Annotated in this window: 16 protein-coding genes; 4 read left to right on the top strand and 12 right to left on the bottom strand. The window is 61.6% G+C overall.

Translation table 11 applies throughout. The annotated features are described in order from the left end of the window. Positions 1-14 precede the first annotated feature (14 nt). Positions 15-641 carry a precorrin-8X methylmutase gene (locus tag QM600_RS00270; RefSeq protein WP_283259484.1) on the top strand — a complete coding sequence of 209 codons (627 nt, stop codon included), beginning with the start codon at positions 15-17 and terminating at the stop codon, positions 639-641. Beyond that, positions 638-2,122, top strand: a complete 1,485-nt coding sequence (gene cobJ, locus QM600_RS00265; protein ID WP_283259483.1) for a precorrin-3B C(17)-methyltransferase — start codon at positions 638-640, stop codon at positions 2,120-2,122. The genes QM600_RS00270 and cobJ overlap by 4 nt, the downstream gene beginning before the upstream one ends. Positions 2,123-2,146: 24 nt before the next feature. Here the strand turns inward: cobJ and QM600_RS00260 are convergent, their stop codons facing one another. From QM600_RS00260 to dprE2, 7 genes are all read right to left on the bottom strand, one after another. Beyond that, positions 2,147-2,650 carry a DUF1990 domain-containing protein gene (locus QM600_RS00260; RefSeq protein ID WP_283259482.1) on the bottom strand — a complete coding sequence of 168 codons (504 nt, stop codon included), beginning with the start codon at positions 2,648-2,650 and terminating at the stop codon, positions 2,147-2,149. 18 nt (positions 2,651-2,668) lie between these two features. Further along, positions 2,669-3,310, bottom strand: a complete 642-nt coding sequence (locus QM600_RS00255) for a ScbR family autoregulator-binding transcription factor (protein WP_283259481.1) — start codon at positions 3,308-3,310, stop codon at positions 2,669-2,671. A 159-nt stretch (positions 3,311-3,469) separates the two neighbouring features. Continuing rightward, entirely contained in the window at positions 3,470-4,444 is a 975-nt protein-coding gene (locus QM600_RS00250; RefSeq protein WP_283259480.1) for a HAMP domain-containing protein, read from the bottom strand. 91 nt (positions 4,445-4,535) lie between these two features. Beyond that, a complete protein-coding gene (locus tag QM600_RS00245; protein ID WP_283259479.1) occupies positions 4,536-5,282 on the bottom strand; it encodes a cobalt-precorrin-6A reductase in 747 nt (248 codons plus the stop codon). A 20-nt stretch (positions 5,283-5,302) separates the two neighbouring features. Then, positions 5,303-6,052 (bottom strand): precorrin-4 C(11)-methyltransferase, encoded by a 750-nt coding sequence (gene cobM / locus QM600_RS00240; RefSeq protein WP_283259478.1) that lies wholly within the window; start codon positions 6,050-6,052, stop codon positions 5,303-5,305. Beyond that, positions 6,049-7,323, bottom strand: a complete 1,275-nt coding sequence (gene cbiE / locus QM600_RS00235) for a precorrin-6y C5,15-methyltransferase (decarboxylating) subunit CbiE (protein ID WP_283259477.1) — start codon at positions 7,321-7,323, stop codon at positions 6,049-6,051. The genes cobM and cbiE overlap by 4 nt, the downstream gene beginning before the upstream one ends. Beyond that, entirely contained in the window at positions 7,320-8,081 is a 762-nt protein-coding gene (dprE2, locus tag QM600_RS00230; protein WP_283259476.1) for a decaprenylphospho-beta-D-erythro-pentofuranosid-2-ulose 2-reductase, read from the bottom strand. The genes cbiE and dprE2 overlap by 4 nt, the downstream gene beginning before the upstream one ends. A gap of 30 nt (positions 8,082-8,111) precedes the next feature. On the opposite strand from dprE2, the gene QM600_RS00225 reads away from it, so the two are divergent. Next, positions 8,112-8,534: a PPOX class F420-dependent oxidoreductase gene (locus QM600_RS00225; RefSeq protein WP_283259475.1), complete on the top strand. Its 423-nt coding sequence runs from the start codon at positions 8,112-8,114 to the stop codon at positions 8,532-8,534. 157 nt (positions 8,535-8,691) lie between these two features. Here the strand turns inward: QM600_RS00225 and QM600_RS00220 are convergent, their stop codons facing one another. Further along, complete coding sequence (locus tag QM600_RS00220) at positions 8,692-9,825, bottom strand: M24 family metallopeptidase (RefSeq protein ID WP_283259474.1); 1,134 nt, start codon at positions 9,823-9,825, stop codon at positions 8,692-8,694. 59 nt (positions 9,826-9,884) lie between these two features. On the opposite strand from QM600_RS00220, the gene QM600_RS00215 reads away from it, so the two are divergent. Continuing rightward, a complete protein-coding gene (locus tag QM600_RS00215; RefSeq protein ID WP_283259473.1) occupies positions 9,885-10,847 on the top strand; it encodes a 5'-3' exonuclease in 963 nt (320 codons plus the stop codon). Here the strand turns inward: QM600_RS00215 and QM600_RS00210 are convergent, their stop codons facing one another. The 4 genes from QM600_RS00210 to tatA form a co-directional block, all read right to left on the bottom strand. After that, positions 10,848-11,546, bottom strand: a complete 699-nt coding sequence (locus QM600_RS00210; RefSeq protein WP_283259472.1) for a DUF4333 domain-containing protein — start codon at positions 11,544-11,546, stop codon at positions 10,848-10,850. 99 nt (positions 11,547-11,645) lie between these two features. Beyond that, complete coding sequence (locus QM600_RS00205) at positions 11,646-14,372, bottom strand: DEAD/DEAH box helicase (RefSeq protein ID WP_283259471.1); 2,727 nt, start codon at positions 14,370-14,372, stop codon at positions 11,646-11,648. Between the two features lie 80 nt (positions 14,373-14,452). Continuing rightward, on the bottom strand, positions 14,453-15,484 hold the full coding sequence (gene tatC, locus QM600_RS00200; RefSeq protein ID WP_283259470.1) for a twin-arginine translocase subunit TatC: 1,032 nt from the start codon (positions 15,482-15,484) through the stop codon (positions 14,453-14,455). A gap of 88 nt (positions 15,485-15,572) precedes the next feature. Next, positions 15,573-15,842: a Sec-independent protein translocase subunit TatA gene (gene tatA / locus QM600_RS00195; protein WP_283259469.1), complete on the bottom strand. Its 270-nt coding sequence runs from the start codon at positions 15,840-15,842 to the stop codon at positions 15,573-15,575. Positions 15,843-15,895: the final 53 nt, after the last annotated feature.

Raw genomic sequence — 15,895 nt, 5'->3', positions numbered from 1 at the left:
CTATCGTGTGCCACATGATCGAGTACATCCGTGACGGTGCGGAAATTTATCGCCAGTCCTTTGCCACCATTCGGGCCGAGGCCGACCTGAGCCGTTTCCCGGCGGATGTCTCGCAAGCTGTCGTGCGCATGATTCATGCGAGCGGACAAGTTGATCTGGTTGACGACATCGCGTTCTCGCCGGGCGTCATCACTGCCGCCCGGACCGCACTGCGAAATGGTGCGCCGATCTTCTGCGACGCGAACATGGTCGCCGCCGGAATCACCCGTACGCGCCTCCCCGCGGACAACGAAGTAATCTGCACACTTCGAGATCCGCGAGTTCCCGTACTGGCAGCCAACATCGAAAACACCCGCTCTGCCGCCGCGCTGGAACTGTGGGGACCCAAGCTCGAAGGTGCCGTCGTAGCGATCGGCAATGCACCGACAGCACTGTTCCATCTATTGAATCTGATCGAAGCGGGCGGGCCCCGGCCGGCTGCTATCGTCGGCGGGCCCGTGGGATTCATCGGCTCAGCCGAATCGAAGGAAGCACTGATCGAACATCCCAGCGGCATAGAACATTTGGTACTCCGAGGCCGACGCGGTGGCAGCGCCATCACCGCGGCCGTCGTCAATGCGATTGCGAGCGAAGTAGAATGAGCGAAGGCAAGTTGTGGGGCGTCGGCATCGGACCCGGCGATCCCGAATTGGTGACCGTCAAGGCCGCCCGCGTTATCGGTGAGGCCGATGTCATCGCCTTCCACTCCGCGCGGCACGGCAAGAGCATTTCGCGCGCGGTGGCGGCGCCGTACATGCGCGAGGGCCAGATCGAGGAACACCTCGTTTACCCCGTTACCACCGAAACCATCGATCATCCCGGTGGATACCAGGGTGCGATGGACGAATTTTACGAAGCCGCCGCAGAAAGGTTGGCCGTGCACCTAGCAGCCGGACGCACCGTGGCGCTACTCGCTGCCGGCGATCCCCTGTTCTACAGCTCGTACATGCACATGCACAAACGCCTCGCCGATCGTTTCGAGGCCGAGGTCATACCCGGTGTCACGTCGGTGAGCGCCGCATCGGCTGCTCTCGGGAAGCCGCTGGTCGAGGGCGATGAAATCCTCACCATTCTTCCCGGAACCCTCCCGCAGGCAGAGCTGACCAGGCGACTCAAGGAGACCGACTCGGCCGCGATCCTCAAGCTGGGCCGCACCTTCCCACCGGTCCTGCGATCACTCGAAGACTCCGGCCGACTCGCAGAAGCCCACTATGTCGAGCGGGCCAGTACAACGCGTCAACGCGTCGAAGCTGCGGGCGATGTCGACCCCGGCGGTGTGCCGTACTTCTCGATCGCGATCGTGCCGAGTCCATCGAACAACCCTGCAGCGCAAGAGGATACGCGCGGTGAGGTTGTCGTGGTCGGCCTCGGACCCGGCGACACCGCGTGGACCACACCTGAAGTGGCCCATGAACTTTCACTCGCAACCGATCTTGTCGGATACGGTCCGTACGTCGATCGTGTCCCGACACGGCCAGGGCAGCGTCGCCATTCCAGCGACAACCGTGTCGAAGCGGAACGTGCGGCCATGGCCCTAGACCTCGCCAAGAACGGCGCCCGGGTCGCTGTGGTCTCGTCCGGTGACCCCGGTGTATTCGCGATGGCTGCAGCAGTTCTCGAAGTTGCCGCCGAAGAACAATGGTGCAACGTCCCCGTCCGGATTCTTCCGGGAATGACGGCAGCCAATGCAGTCGCCAGTCGCGTCGGAGCGCCCTTGGGACACGACTACGCCGTGCTGTCACTCTCTGATCGCCTGAAGCCCTGGGATGTCGTGGCGCGTCGTATTTCGGCTGTCGCGGCAGCCGACATGGCGTTTGCCGTCTACAACCCGGCGTCGAAGTCGCGTACGTGGCAGGTCCAGGCAATGAAGGACCTGGTGCTCGAACACCGCTCCCCCGAAACGCCCGTGATCATCGGCCGCGATGTAGCCGGCGCCGAGGAATCGGTTCGGATTGTCACACTCGGGGAATTGGAACCGTCGGAAATCGATATGCGGACATTGTTGATAGTCGGCTCGTCGATGACAAAGGTCGTCGATACCGGATCCGGTCGGCAAGTGTTCACGCCGCGCCGCTATCCCTAGCTGATCGTGAAGGATTTCACTCGCTCAGCGAGTGAAATCCTTCACGATCACAGCGCGTATATAGCGCCGCGTCACCCACTTCTGCACCAATCGACCAATTGGGGCGCCGAGCCGCACCCACCAGGTCCCAGGTTTGGAGAATGCGGCGATTTCGAGGCGAACCTGCTTGCTGACCTCGTCGAATATGACGATGAATGACTCTTCCCCGCATTCCGGGTGGCCGCGGCGGGTTCCGTATGCAAATCCCCGGCGGTTGGGCTCGTCCACGACGTAGACGACGCGCACCGGAATCGACACCGGACCGAATCCGAACTTCGCGTCCTGCCCGGCAACCGCCATCTGCGCTGCGGACCGCACCCGCAGTCCTGCGCCGCGGTGCATCCCCCAGGTCATGACGGTGCCCGCGGCAGTCGAGAAATCTTCGCGGCCCAACCCGACTACCGCGCTCTCGCGAACGTGGTGATAGCCGGCCGGCAATTCACCGCTGGTAGAACCCACTTCGGCATAAGTCAACGGCTCTTCGGTCATCAGGGCAGTGTGACACGGCTATGCCGCCACAGGTACCCAACGACTCTTGACCAAAGTGTCGACATCCCCGGAGAGGGTCTCGGAAACTACACCGGGCAGAATCAATTTCCACATCTCGTCGACACGCTCCGTGAGGTCCGCACGCCGAGCAATGACGTTGGATACCAGTTGAACTCCGGTAAAGGCCGCCGGAAGGAAACGTCCCAGCGCACCGGTGTCTACTGAACCCTTGATCTGACCTGCGTCCTTGGCTCGCTGTACCAGAGCGGTACACGCCGCGATCCAATCCGCATACGGCTCAACCGGGCCTTCGAACGTGCTCAGTTCCAACGTCAATCGAATACCGGCGCGGACAATTGGCTCCTCGACTATCTGTCGAGCCATCTCGTGTGTGAGCATCACCAATTGTTCGAGCGGAGACGACGAGGTAGCCGAAATCGCCTGAACAGATTCGATCGACATCCGATGCTGCTCAGCGATTACATACTGCGCTAATTCGTCTTTCGACGCGAAGTGGAAGTACAACGCACCCTTCGTGGTATCGGCACCCGCGACGATGTCGCTCATACTTGTGCTGCCGTAACCAGTCTTCTCGAATTGTGCTGCCGCACCGGCGACAATCTGCTGCCGAGTCAACTCGGCGCGTGCTTGCTTGACCACTGAAACCCCTTTCACATTCTCGAGGCCCCACCCCGCAAACCCTTTCGGTTTGCACCTACTTTTCGGCTATACCCAGAATCTTCGCAACTCCCCCAGCTTATCAGCGTTGGATTGTTGGAAGATATTTCGTAAACCGATAATCCGCTGGTGAGAGCCTCGTTACAGTGGAGAATCAATTCTCCCTGAAGCGCTTTCGTCGACCCGTGCGCGATCGACCAGTTCTCCGACCAGCACCGTCAGTTCCATCATCTGGTTGGAAATTTCGTCTCGCAGAATACCTACCTCCATTTCCGATACAGAGCCTGACGCCGAGTCCATCGACATCAACAATTCGATGTTGGTCCGCAGTGCAGTCAACGGAGCCAACAAGTCCTGACCAGCCTCGGTGATCAACCCGCGTTGACGAGTCCGGGACTCCGACAACGTTCCGAGCATTCGATTGAAACTCACAGTCAGCGAAGCCAACTCGTCGTCCCCGGTGACTGGTATCGGTGTCAGATCATCGGTAGCCGCGACGCGTTGTGTTGCCGCGGTCAATCGAGAAATCGGCCGCAACCCGGTGCGCGCCACAGCATCTCCCGCTGCGTAGGCGAGTGCAATACCCGCCGCACCCAACGCCGCCAACACAACCGCCAGCCGTTTCAACACCGAACGCGTCGGACCCAAGGACTGTGCGACGATCAACGTCTGACCTGCGACCGACGGACTGACCAGCACCCGATAGGCGTCCAGCGTCGCAATCGTCGGACCAGACGCGCTGTTAGCGATGGATTTGATTGCGTCGCTGCTGGTGCTGAACGGCGGCAGGCCGGGAGTGGCGGTCACCAACGCCCCGTCTGTTGTCACCAATCCGACAGCCTGAATCACTGCGGTGTCGGCTCCCGCTGTCAACCCCAAAACCGGTGTGACCCCGCCGAAATTGACGGTATCGACGATAGCCTCAGCCGTGCGTTCCAACTGCCGATCGACATTGCCTTGCAGATACGCATTGAACACGACGTACACCGAAGTCGCAGAGGCGATCACAGCGATCGCGACCAAGCCTGCCGTGAGAAGTTTCACTCGGGCGTGGAGAGTTCGGACATGGATCGTCGGATGCTGGCGACGGCCGAGAGCGGGAACGGACACCCTCATGTCCGACCTCGGTGTTTGTTGCCCGATCCCCACATGGTTCCAGTATGTGCCGCGAACCTTAGACGAACCTGAAACCGACCAGATGGTGTTGTCATCCGTGCTCTGACCCTCGGACGGATTCGAGCCACTGCGCGGCCATAGCCGGTGATTCGTAGGTGCGCGCACCTGTCGGCACCGGTGGGCGCGCCACCATCACGACGGGGAGTTTCAACTGTCGGGCAGCAGCGATTTTGGCGTACGTCTGATCGCCGCCGCTGCTTTTGGTCACCACGACGTCGATGTCATGGCGCTGCATCAGCGCGACCTCTGATTCCACCTTGAACGGCCCCCGCGCCAAGATCAACGTCGACGACTCCGGCATCTCACCACTCGGCGGATCGATGGATCGAATCAGAAAATCTACGCCGTGAACTCCGGCAAACGCCGACACACCTTGCCGGCCGATCGTCAGGAACGGGCGCCTGCCCAATGTCGGTACCAATTCGGCTGCATGATCGAGATCGCGTGCGGGAAGCCATGTGTCACCATCACATTGTCGCCACGGTGGACGTCGGCAGATCGCAAACGGAACCGAACAGGCCGCAGCGGCCCGGTGCGCGTTGGCGGTGATACGAGCAGCAAAAGGATGCGTGACGTCGAGCACAGCCTGAATGCTGTTCTCGTGCAGCCATTCCGCGAGCCCTTCCGCTCCCCCGAATCCGCCTACCCGAACTTCACCCTCAGGCCACCGAGGGTCGCGCACACGTCCCGCCAGCGACGTCACCACGTCGAGTTCGGACGAATCTGCCAAGCGGGCAGCGACTTCGCGTCCCTCACCCGTGCCGCCGAGCACAAGCACACGGCGCCGGCGTTGCTCGTTCAGTGCGTAATCCGCTCACGCGCAGCCGAGTACAGGTAGCTGTCCGGGAAACCTTCCGCGGTCAGTACCCTGCCCACGATCACGACAGCAGTTTTGGTGATGCCGACCTCATGAACCAGGTTCACGATCGATCCCAATGTTCCGCGAACCACGATTTCTTCGGGCCGCGACGCGAATGCAACCACAGCCACAGGGCAGTCCGACCCGTAGTTCTCGGAAAGTTCGGAAGCGATCTGCTCGATCCGGTGCGCGCCGAGATGAATCACCATCGTTGCGCCGCTTCGGCCGAGCGAGCGAAGATCCTCACCGTCAGGCATTGCCGTCGACAAGGTGGACACCCTGGTCAGAACAATTGTTTGAGATACCCCCGGCACCGTCAGTTCACGGCCCAACGCTGCGGCAGCGGCAGTAAATGCGGGAACACCGGGAATCATGTCGTATCGAACTCCCGCCGCGTCGAGGCGTCGAGCCTGCTCAGCCACTGCACTGAAAATCGACGGGTCGCCGGAATGCAACCTCGCGACGTCATGCCCAGCGGAATCTGCGGCGATAAGCAGTGCCGTGATCTGGTCGAGGCTCAATCGAGCCGTATCGACAACCTGCGCGTCGGCGGGGCACGATTCGAGCAGTTCTGCCGGTACCAGGCTGCCCGCGTACAGGCACACCGGACTGGAAGCGATGATTCGCTGCGCGCGCACCGTGATCAAATCGGCCGCACCGGGCCCCGCACCGATGAAGTGGACGGTCATTTCGAGTTTTCCTCCGACTTGTCGACGCCATCTTCGGGCGTCAGCTTTTTGGTCACCGACCACTGCACTACCGGCAGTTGAGGTCGCCACACGTTGAATGTTCCCAAGGGTTCGGCACGCTGCACCTGCAGCCTGCGCAAAGTTCCGCCGTACCGCGTGAACCACTCGAGCAGCAGCGCTTCCGATTCCGCAGTGACCGCGTTGGCGACGAGCCTGCTGCCGATGTCGAGCGCAGACCAGCAGGCATCGAGCATTCCCGGTTGGGTGACGCCGCCGCCGATGAAAATCGCATCGGGACTACGACGCACTTCTGCAAATGATGCGGGCGCCGTGCCCAGCACATCGAGAGCCGGGACACCCAATGCCTGAGCATTGTTCTCGATCTGCGAAACGCGCGACGGAACCCGCTCGAAAGTGGTTGCCGTGCAGCGTGGGTGAGATCTCATCCATTCGATTGCGATGGTTCCGGAGCCGCCGCCGATGTCCCACAAATGCTCGCCGGGAGCCGGTGCGAGCGCGCACAGTGTCAAAGCGCGAATCTCCTGCTTGGTCATCTGACCGTCACCGGAGAAGGCAGCATCGGGAAGTCCGGGGGTGCGCGTCAGCCGGGGACGGGTACCGTCCGAGACACATTCCACCGCAACAATATTCAATGCATCAACATCCGCGGAATCGATATCCCAGTCCTGCGCGAGCGCAACGGTCCGCGATTCGTTCGGTCCGCCCAGGTGACCCAAAACCGTCAGCACGGATCGGCCGAAACCGGATTCGGTCAAGAGTATTGCCACCTCACCCGGTGTGGCGCTGCCGTTGCTCAAGATCAACAGGCGCGCCCCTTCGGTGACGGCCGCCAACGCCGTCGACGCGACGCGATTGACCAGGCTCACCAACTCCACATCCGCCGACGCCCATCCCATTCGCGCACTGGCCAATGCAACCGACGACGGGTGCGAGAACACCCGAACGTTGTCTGCACCCAACAGACGCACCAGCGTGACGCCGATCCCGTGGAACATCGGATCCCCGCTGGCCAGCACGCAAACGTGCCGATCAGCGTTGGCCTCGAACAAATCTGGTAGTGCCGGGATCATCGGGGTAGGCCACATGATGCGGTCAACCGATACGCCGTCGATTCGCGGGATCAATTCCAGTTGCCGAGGCGAACCCATCAGCACCTGCGCTCCCTGAACCGCACGTTTGGCAGCGTCTGACAACCCGTCCCAGCCATCGGCACCCAGACCGACGACAGCAACGGGTTCACGCACGATCATCGCGGCATCCGCCGCCAGATCGATTGCGGCAGAAGGCGCATCACGAAGAACACAGGCTGCAGGATCCGGGGCACCCACACCCTCGTAGCCCCCGACTTCAAACCACGAACGACGGCGTCGGCAACCTGTGACGGTGTGCTCGACATCGGCGCGGGCGTCATGCCCTCCGTCATCTTTCCGATCACGAATCCCGGCCGCACCAGCAGCAGTTGAACTCCGGTGCCGTGCAACGCGTCACCGAGCCCGCTGGCAAAACCGTCCAAACCCGCTTTGGCTGAACCGTAGACGTAGTTTGCGCGCCGCACCCGAACGCCCGCCACCGACGAGAAGACCACGATCTTGCCGCGGCCTTGACGCTTCATCAACTCCGCCAGGTGAGTCAAGATGCTGACCTGCGCGACGTAGTCAGTGTGAACAACTGCGACGGCGTGCGCAGCATCGGTTTCGGCGCGAGACTGATCACCGAGGATCCCGAACGCCAGTACAGCGATCGAAATCGGTCCGTGGGCGGCTACTACCTGCTCGAGGACAGATCCATGACTCTGAGTTGCATCGGCGTCGAATTCGACAACACCGACCGCGGCAGCTCCGGCACCGCGCAACATCTTGCTCTGCTGTTCAAGTTCACCACTCCGCCGCGCCGCCAGTACGATCCGCCGACCAGGCGCCAGTCGAACGGCTATCTCCAGACCTATCTCACTGCGCCCTCCCAGTAGGAGAACCGTCTCGGCATGTTCATTGTTTGCACCCGAAGTCACCGCATTAGTCTCCTCGATTACCGTCGTGGCATGACCATCACCCCCCGCACGACGGCCGCGCTCTCCGAAGACGGTTTGGCCTTCGTCCGCGAATACCATCTCGCCACCCTGACGACACTGCGCCCGAACGGCACTCCGCACGTGGTTGCAGTCGGGTTCACCTGGGATCAGGAAGCAGGAAAAGCGCGGGTCATCACGAGCGGGGGCTCACAGAAAGCTGTCAACGCAGCCAGGGGCGGTTACGCTGCCATCGGCTCCGTCGACGGCGGACGCTGGCTCACGCTGGAAGGCCCGGCGCGTGTGCTCACTGACCCGGAATCTGTGGCCGACGCCGTCGCGCGTTACGCCGAGCGCTACCGACAGCCGCGAATCAATCCGGCCCGAGTGGTCATCGAAATCGAGGTCAGCCGAATTCTCGGGTCACCAGCATTCAAAATCGGAGCCTCGAGTTAGGCGTGGGTCATCTGCTTTCCTCTCGCAGCTTCGGTGTTCGTGACTGCACACAACGCCGCACGGCCAGCCACATCCAGCCAACTGAAGACGACTTGTGTGCATTCACGACCGCTCGTTCCCTACTCGTTTCGACACGTTGCCCGGCCCGATCGGAAGGTCAGAGAACAGTCAACCCGTGCGGACGGTTGTTGAACGATTCACAACCGTCGGCGGTGACAACCACGATGTCCTCGATGCGAGCACCCCAGTTTCCGCTGAAGTAGATTCCCGGTTCAATGCTAAATGCCATACCTTCGATCAGCTCGATACTGTTGCCCTCGACGATGTACGGCTCCTCGTGCACCGACAAGCCGATACCGTGACCGGTGCGGTGGACGAACACCTCGGCGAGTCCTTGCGCTGCAAGCACTTCGCGGGCCGCAGCATCGACAGACTCTGCAGAGACACCCGGGCGTACGGCGTCCACCGCCGCCTGCTGCGCGGCTTCGAGAACCGCGAACTGAGCTGCGACGTCCGCGGAAGGCTCCCCCATGCTGTACGTACGGGTGGAGTCGGAGTTGTAGCCGGGCTCGACCGGTCCGCCGATGTCGATCACGACGACGTCGCCATTTTTGATCACCCGGTCCGACACCTCATGGTGGGGATCGGCGCCATGGGGGCCCGAACCCACGATGACAAACGCAGCCGCCGTATGACCCTCTTCGAGAATTGCAGCTGAAATCGCCGCAGCCACTTGCGCTTCCGTCCGTCCGGCGGTCAGGAACTCCGCCATCCGTGCGTGCACACGATCAATTGCCTGCCCCGCCCGACGCAATGCATCGATCTCGGCAGTGTCTTTGACCATGCGCAGTTCCCGCAGTACCGCGGTCGCCAGGATCGGCAGCGTACCCACTGCATCCGCTAGGGGAATGAGGTGAAGCGCGGGCATCGCGTCGGTGACCGCCACCTTCGCGCCGGCCGGCAGCAGCCCAGCCACGATGGCGTACGGATCAACGCCGTCCACCCAGTCCAGGACATCCAGACCGAGGTCTCCCGCCGCAGATTCCTTGAGCGACGCCAATTCCAGCCGCGGCAACACCACCGACGCCTGTGCGCCGTCCGCAGCAATGACCAGGGCCGTCAGTCGCTCGAAGGAATCGGCCCGCGAACCCGTCAGATACCGCAGGTCCGGCCCCGGTGTCACCACCAGACCATCCAAACCAGCTCCCCGCGCCAACTCCGCGGCGCGGGCGATCCGAGAGCTGTAGACGGCAGAAGCGAAACGTGAACCATGGTCAGCGGGAGAGTTCATGGTGTCCAGATTAGTGCCGACAGGCAGGGTGAGTAGTGCCGACTGGCAAGATGTGGACCATGAGTGGGCCTTTGCTTCTCCTTGACGGTGCCAGCCTGTGGTTTCGTGCGTTCTACGCACTGCCCGAGTCGTTTGTCGATTCCGAAGGCAGGCCGGTCAACGCGGTACGCGGATTCACCGACATGGTTGCGTCACTGATCACCAAGCACCAACCGAGCCGCCTCGCGGTGTGCCTCGATCTCGACTGGCGTCCACAGTTTCGCGTTGACGCCATACCGACGTACAAGGCGCACCGGGTGGCAGAAGGGTCTGACGGCTCGTCCGAGGAAGTACCGGACACCCTGACGCCCCAGGTCGACATGATCAAGGACGTTCTCGCAGCTGCCGGTATCGCAACCGCCGGCGCAATTGGCCTCGAAGCCGACGACGTCCTGGGCACTCTTGCCGCCACCGAACGCGACGATCTCACCATCGTCGTGAGCGGTGACCGCGATCTACTCCAAGTTGTCAGCGACGACTACGTACCCGTCCGGGTCCTGTACGTGGGCCGCGGATTGTCCAAGGCAGAACTGTTCGGACCTGCCGAGGTAGCCGAAAAATACGGTGTGCCCGGTGACCGTGCCGGTGTGGCGTATGCGGAACTTGCTGTGCTGCGCGGAGATTCGTCCGACGGCCTACCCGGTATCAAAGGTGTCGGCGAAAAAACTGCGTCGACGCTCATGCTCCGATACGGTTCGCTCGCCGAAATACGTACGGCCGCAGATGATCCCGCATCGGATATGGCGAAAGGTATTCGCGCGAAACTTACGTCACCGGAAGCGAAGGCGTACCTTGACGCCGCATTGCCGGTAGTGCGAGTGGTCCGGGACGCGGACGTGCAGTTCTCGAAATCAGATGCACTCCCCGCAGCGCCGGTGGACCCGGCACGATTCGAGACTGTGGCCGCTGCACTGGGAATCGAACGCTCTGCCGGCCGGCTTGCCGCTGCGCTCGAGGCTGCAGCGGCAAACCGATCCAACTGATCAGTTGGGGCGAGAAACTTCGTACGTGCCCTTGTCGTCGACAAACGTCACCGTCACGGACTTCTTCTCTCCCGAGATCGAGAGCGTGCAGGTGAACTTCCCACCGGACTTGATTTCCTGACCGGATGGGCATGAAACGTTGCTGACGCCCTTGGCCCCGTATGACTCGGTGACGATTTGCTCGACACCCTTGGCAGCAGCGTTCTGATCCAGCGTGTTCTTGCCCATCATCACGAAAAGGCCGATCACGACACCAGCCAGGACGACGAGTACACCGATCGCGGCAAAGATCAGTGGCTTCTTCGACTTTGCGCCCTGGGGCGGTGGTCCTTGGTTCCACTGCACCGGTGCGCCGGGCACTGGTCCGCCGGGTTGGGCGCCCCACGCCTGTTGCTGCTGCGGGGCAGGCTGCTGACCCCAGACCTGAGTCTGGTCTCCTGCCGGCGGCTGACCCCACTGGCCAGGCTGCGCCTGTCCCGGCTGCTGAGGTTGACCCCACGGTTGCGGATGACCATAAGGCTGGCCTTGTGGCTGCCCCTGCGGTTGGCCGGGCTGTCCGTATCCAGGCTGACCCCACGCGGGCTGCCCCTGTGGCTGTCCCCCCTGCGGCGGCATCGGCTGTCCCCACTGCTGCTGAGGTGGCTGTTCACCGGGACCCCACTGCCGATTCGGATCGTTCGGTCCGTAAGGCCCGCTCATCTTCGCCTCCACTCGAAATCTGTCAGTCACGCTCGAAAGCTTCTGCCTTCAGTTACCGCGCACACGCCACTCCTGCGAATCCAACCACACAGTCCGCGATCAAGCTGCGTCGACGGCAACTACCCCGCGGCGAATCGCTCCGACCGCTTTGGCTGCAGTCTTCGCGACGTCGGGATCCGTCGATGTCAGACGCACCTGGTCCAGTAGATCGATGACCTGACGGCACCAGCGTACAAAATCACCCGCCGAGAGCGCCCGACCCTGCATACCTGTCGCGATCAGTGCCTCGACCAGTGAGTGATCGCTTGCCCAATGGTAAACAGCTGTCACGAAACCCAGATCGGGCTCTCGCGTCGGCGGCAGTTTGTGACGTATTTCGTCGGAGCGCAATTCACTCCATAGCCGCTGTGTGTCGTTGAGCGCGAGGCGAATCGCTTGGCTCGGTACCCGATCCGCGGTGTCACCCTCGCGTCGTGACTCGAAGATGACCGAGGATACGACTCCGGCGAGTTCTGCCGGTGTCAGCCCCTTCCAGATGCCCGTGCGCAATGCCTCGGCCACAAGGAGGTCGCTTTCGCAGTAGATTCTGCTCAACCGTCGACCGGCTTCCGTAACTTCGGGAGCCGATTCCGCGGTCATGTATCCGCGTTCCTTCAGGAGAGAAACAATGCGGTCGAAAGTTCGCGCCAGCGAATTGGTGGTGGCCTTCGCCTTCTCCCGCATCGTCTGAGTTTCGCGTGCCAAGCGGTTGTACTTCTCACCGATTCGCCCGAGGTGATCGCGGTCCGGCCAACTGTGGCACGGGTGTACACGAATCGCGCGCCGCAGTGACGCCACCTCGGCGTCCTCGGAAGCGCCGCCTTTGTGCCGCTTCTTGCGCCGCGGCGCGGTGATTCCGGTACTCCGTAGCGACGACGCCAGATCGCGTCGAACGCGTGCGGTGTGGTGATCTACCAACTTCGGCAATCGCATTTCGCCGAGAACTTCTGCCGCCTCCGGAAAATCTGCCGCAGAAAGCTTGCCGGCCCACTGATCCTCGGTCAGAACCAGCGGCCGCGGATCCTTGGGATCATTGTCGGGTACCAACACCACGGCAGTACCGGAATGTCGGCCGATCGGAATCGCAATCACATTTCCCCGGCGCAGCGTGCGTAATGATTCGACGGCGCTGTCTCGACGGTCTTCGCGGCTTTCACGCTCGAGCTTGCGTTCACGCGCACTCAGTCGCTCGCGCAGCGACGCGTACTCGTAGTACTCGCCGTCGACTCCGCCCAGCTTCTCCTGCAACGCTTTCAGCGCCTCTTCGTTGCGTTCGATACCTCGAACCAGGCCGACCACCGAGCGGTCTGCCTGGAACTGCGCGAATGATCTCTCGAGCAGCGTGCGAGACTCCTCGGCCCCCATCCGATCGACAAGATTGATCGACATGTTGTAGGACGGCTTGAACGAACTGCGCAACGGGAAGGTTCGTGTCGACGCCAAACCGGCGACATCGAGCGGCTCGACGCCGGGCTGCCACAGAACAACTGCGTGGCCTTCGACATCGATCCCTCGACGGCCCGCACGGCCGGTGAGCTGCGTGTACTCACCCGGGGTGAGTTCGGCATGCGTTTCGCCGTTGTATTTGACCAGACGTTCGAGCACGACCGTTCGGGCCGGCATGTTGATACCAAGCGCCAACGTCTCGGTCGCGAACACCGCTCGCACAAGACCCTTCACAAAAAGTTCCTCGACGGTCTGCCGGAAGGCCGGCAACATTCCGGCATGGTGGGCAGCCAATCCACGCTGCAGCGCTTTGCGCCACTCCCAATAGCCGAGCACTTCCAAGTCGTCCTTGGGAAGTTCGCCGGTGTGCTTCTCGATGATCGCGTCGATCTCACGTACCTGCTCGGGCGTCGTCAGATCCAGGCGTGAGCGCACGCATTGTGCAAGCGCGGCGTCGCAGCCGGCGCGAGAAAAGATGAAGGTGATCGCCGGCAGTAACCCGTCCCGGTCGAGTTGTGCGATCACGTCGGGCCGTGGGAGCGGACGGAAATCGTTGGCACTCTGGTAGCGGCTGCGACCGCGTCCGCGCGGCTGCCAGCTCTCTACCCGATCGAGGGCCTGACGTTCCTTGACGTGCCGAACCAAATCCTGATCGACGACAAATGTCTTGGGACCGGCAGACGGAAGGCTGCGGCTGTCGAAGAGGTCGAAGATGCGACGGCCGACCATGATGTGCTGCCACAGCGGAATCGGGCGCGTTTCGTCGACTACCACTGTGGTGTCACCACGAACGGTTTCCATCCACGCACCGAATTCTTCGGCGTTGCTGACCGTCGCGGACAAACTCACCAAGCGCACGTCCTCGGAGAGGTGCAGGATCACTTCTTCCCACACCGCGCCGCGGAACCGATCAGCGAGGTAGTGAACCTCGTCCATGACGACGTGAGAGAGCCCGCGCAGTGCTTCGGAATTGGCGTACAGCATGTTGCGGAGCACTTCGGTGGTCATGACAACGACGGGAGCGTCGGAGTTGATGCTGGAGTCTCCGGTCAGCAACCCGACTTCGCTGGATCCGTACCGCTCGACCAGCTCGGAGTACTTCTGATTGCTGAGCGCTTTGATGGGCGTGGTGTAGAAACACTTCCGCCCAGCAGCCAGCGCCAAGTGGACGGCGAACTCACCGACCACCGTCTTGCCCGCGCCCGTAGGCGCGCACACCAGTACTCCATGACCGTCCTCGAGAGCCCGGCAGGCCTTGACCTGGAAGGGATCGAGTTCGAACTTCAACCCCGAGACGAACTTGCTGAGTTCCACGTCGGAACTCTGTTCACTATTGCTCATAACCACCCCGTCAGCGTTTCACACGTGGGCGACACGAAACTCACAGCGTCACAGGGCTCACAACGTGTCGGGCACATGGCTCACAACGTGTCGGTGAAGTCCTGTCCGGCTGTGTTCTCTCCCTCGCCGGACTTGGGCTCGCTGGTTGCCGCTGCCTTTGCCTTCGACTTGCGTCCGAACAGACCGCTCGATTCAGCTTTCGGCTTTGCCGGTTGGTCGAATGCCGCGTTCAAATCTGAAGGCGCAGAAATGGACGACGCTTCCTCGTCCGAAAGTGCGCCCCAATCCTCGCCGGCCTTCTTGGCCTTACGGCGGTCGTTGATCCTCGCGATCTGAACTGCGAACTCGAACAACAAGGTAAGCGAGAGCGCGAGAGCGAGCATCGAGAACGGGTCCGAACCCGGAGTTGCAATGGCGGCAAACACGAACAGACCGAAGATCAAGCCTCGACGCCAGGCCCTCAAGCGCGCGTAGGTGAGAATGCCCGCAAAGTTCAGTACGACGACAAGAAGTGGAATCTCGAAGCTCACGCCGAAGATCAACAGCAAGTTGATGATGAACCCGAAGTACTCGGAACCACTCAATGCGGTGATCTGGACGTTGTCACCGATAGTCAGGAGGAAGTGCAGTGCCTTCGCAACCACCATGTACGCGAGTACAGCGCCGAGCATGAACAGACCGGCACCGGCGGAGACGAACGCTACTGCGTATCGACGTTCCTTCGAATACAAACCCGGCGTGATGAACGCCCACAATTGGTAGAGCCAAATGGGGCTGGCCAGAACGATGCCGGCGGTGAGCGCCACCTTGAAACGCAGCATGAACTGCTCGAACGGACCCGTCGCGAGTAGGCGGCAAGCGTCATCCGAGGTGAGGCTTGCGCGACTCTCGACAGGAAGCGAACAGTAGGGGCCGGTGAGCAAGTTGCCCAGGCTCTCGAGCCCGAGCAATGTATGCGAGTACCAGTAAAATCCGAATGCTGTCGTGATGATCACGCCGAGAAATGCGAACAATAATCGAGTCCGCAGTTCATACAGGTGGTCGATCAGCGACATCGTGCCGTCGGGATTGACCTTCCGCTGGCGGTTACGCGGGTCTAACGGAATACGCACTGGTGCATCCTGCTCTGGGCGTCCTGGTCTTGGTCAGCAAACAACCGGGGTGAACAAAATTCTCACCCCGGTTAGAACGCAGCGTGTACTAGAGCGACTTGATTTCAGTCGGCTGAGCGATAGGCGCAGCCGCACCGTTTGTCGCGACAGTTGCCGTCGGAAGCTGAGCCGGAGCCGGAGCAACGACGGGTGCAGCGGTGGTCGCTACATCGTCGTTCTGCATTTCCTTCACTTCACTCTTGAATATGCGCAGTGAACGGCCGAGTCCTCGAGCTGCGTCGGGAAGTTTCTTCGACCCGAACAGAATAACGACGACAACAGCGACAATCAGCCAATGCATCGGCTGCATTGCACCCATAACGACCTCCCATGATCAGATTCTTCGATGCTACCGGACACAACCGGCGTCCG

It is taken from the genome of Rhodococcus sp. IEGM 1379, assembly GCF_030056815.1.
GTDB lineage: Bacteria > Actinomycetota > Actinomycetes > Mycobacteriales > Mycobacteriaceae > Rhodococcus_F.
This window is presented reverse-complemented; position numbering and strand designations above follow the sequence as displayed.

Excerpts from the sequence above, each read along its gene's own strand:
- QM600_RS00225 (WP_283259475.1), top strand. The coding sequence starts at position 8,112 with ATGACCATCACCCCCCGCACGACGGCCGCGCTCTCCGAAGACGGTTTG.
- cobM (WP_283259478.1), bottom strand. The coding sequence starts at position 6,052 with ATGACCGTCCACTTCATCGGTGCGGGGCCCGGTGCGGCCGATTTGATC.
- QM600_RS00260 (WP_283259482.1), bottom strand. The coding sequence starts at position 2,650 with ATGACCGAAGAGCCGTTGACTTATGCCGAAGTGGGTTCTACCAGCGGT.
- cobJ (WP_283259483.1), top strand. The coding sequence starts at position 638 with ATGAGCGAAGGCAAGTTGTGGGGCGTCGGCATCGGACCCGGCGATCCC.
- tatA (WP_283259469.1), bottom strand. The coding sequence starts at position 15,842 with ATGGGTGCAATGCAGCCGATGCATTGGCTGATTGTCGCTGTTGTCGTC.
- QM600_RS00220 (WP_283259474.1), bottom strand. The coding sequence starts at position 9,825 with ATGAACTCTCCCGCTGACCATGGTTCACGTTTCGCTTCTGCCGTCTAC.
- QM600_RS00210 (WP_283259472.1), bottom strand. The coding sequence starts at position 11,546 with ATGAGCGGGCCTTACGGACCGAACGATCCGAATCGGCAGTGGGGTCCC.
- QM600_RS00205 (WP_283259471.1), bottom strand. The coding sequence starts at position 14,372 with ATGAGCAATAGTGAACAGAGTTCCGACGTGGAACTCAGCAAGTTCGTC.
- cbiE (WP_283259477.1), bottom strand. The coding sequence starts at position 7,323 with ATGATCGTGCGTGAACCCGTTGCTGTCGTCGGTCTGGGTGCCGATGGC.
- QM600_RS00270 (WP_283259484.1), top strand. The coding sequence starts at position 15 with ATGATCGAGTACATCCGTGACGGTGCGGAAATTTATCGCCAGTCCTTT.
- QM600_RS00250 (WP_283259480.1), bottom strand. The coding sequence starts at position 4,444 with ATGAGGGTGTCCGTTCCCGCTCTCGGCCGTCGCCAGCATCCGACGATC.
- QM600_RS00215 (WP_283259473.1), top strand. The coding sequence starts at position 9,885 with ATGAGTGGGCCTTTGCTTCTCCTTGACGGTGCCAGCCTGTGGTTTCGT.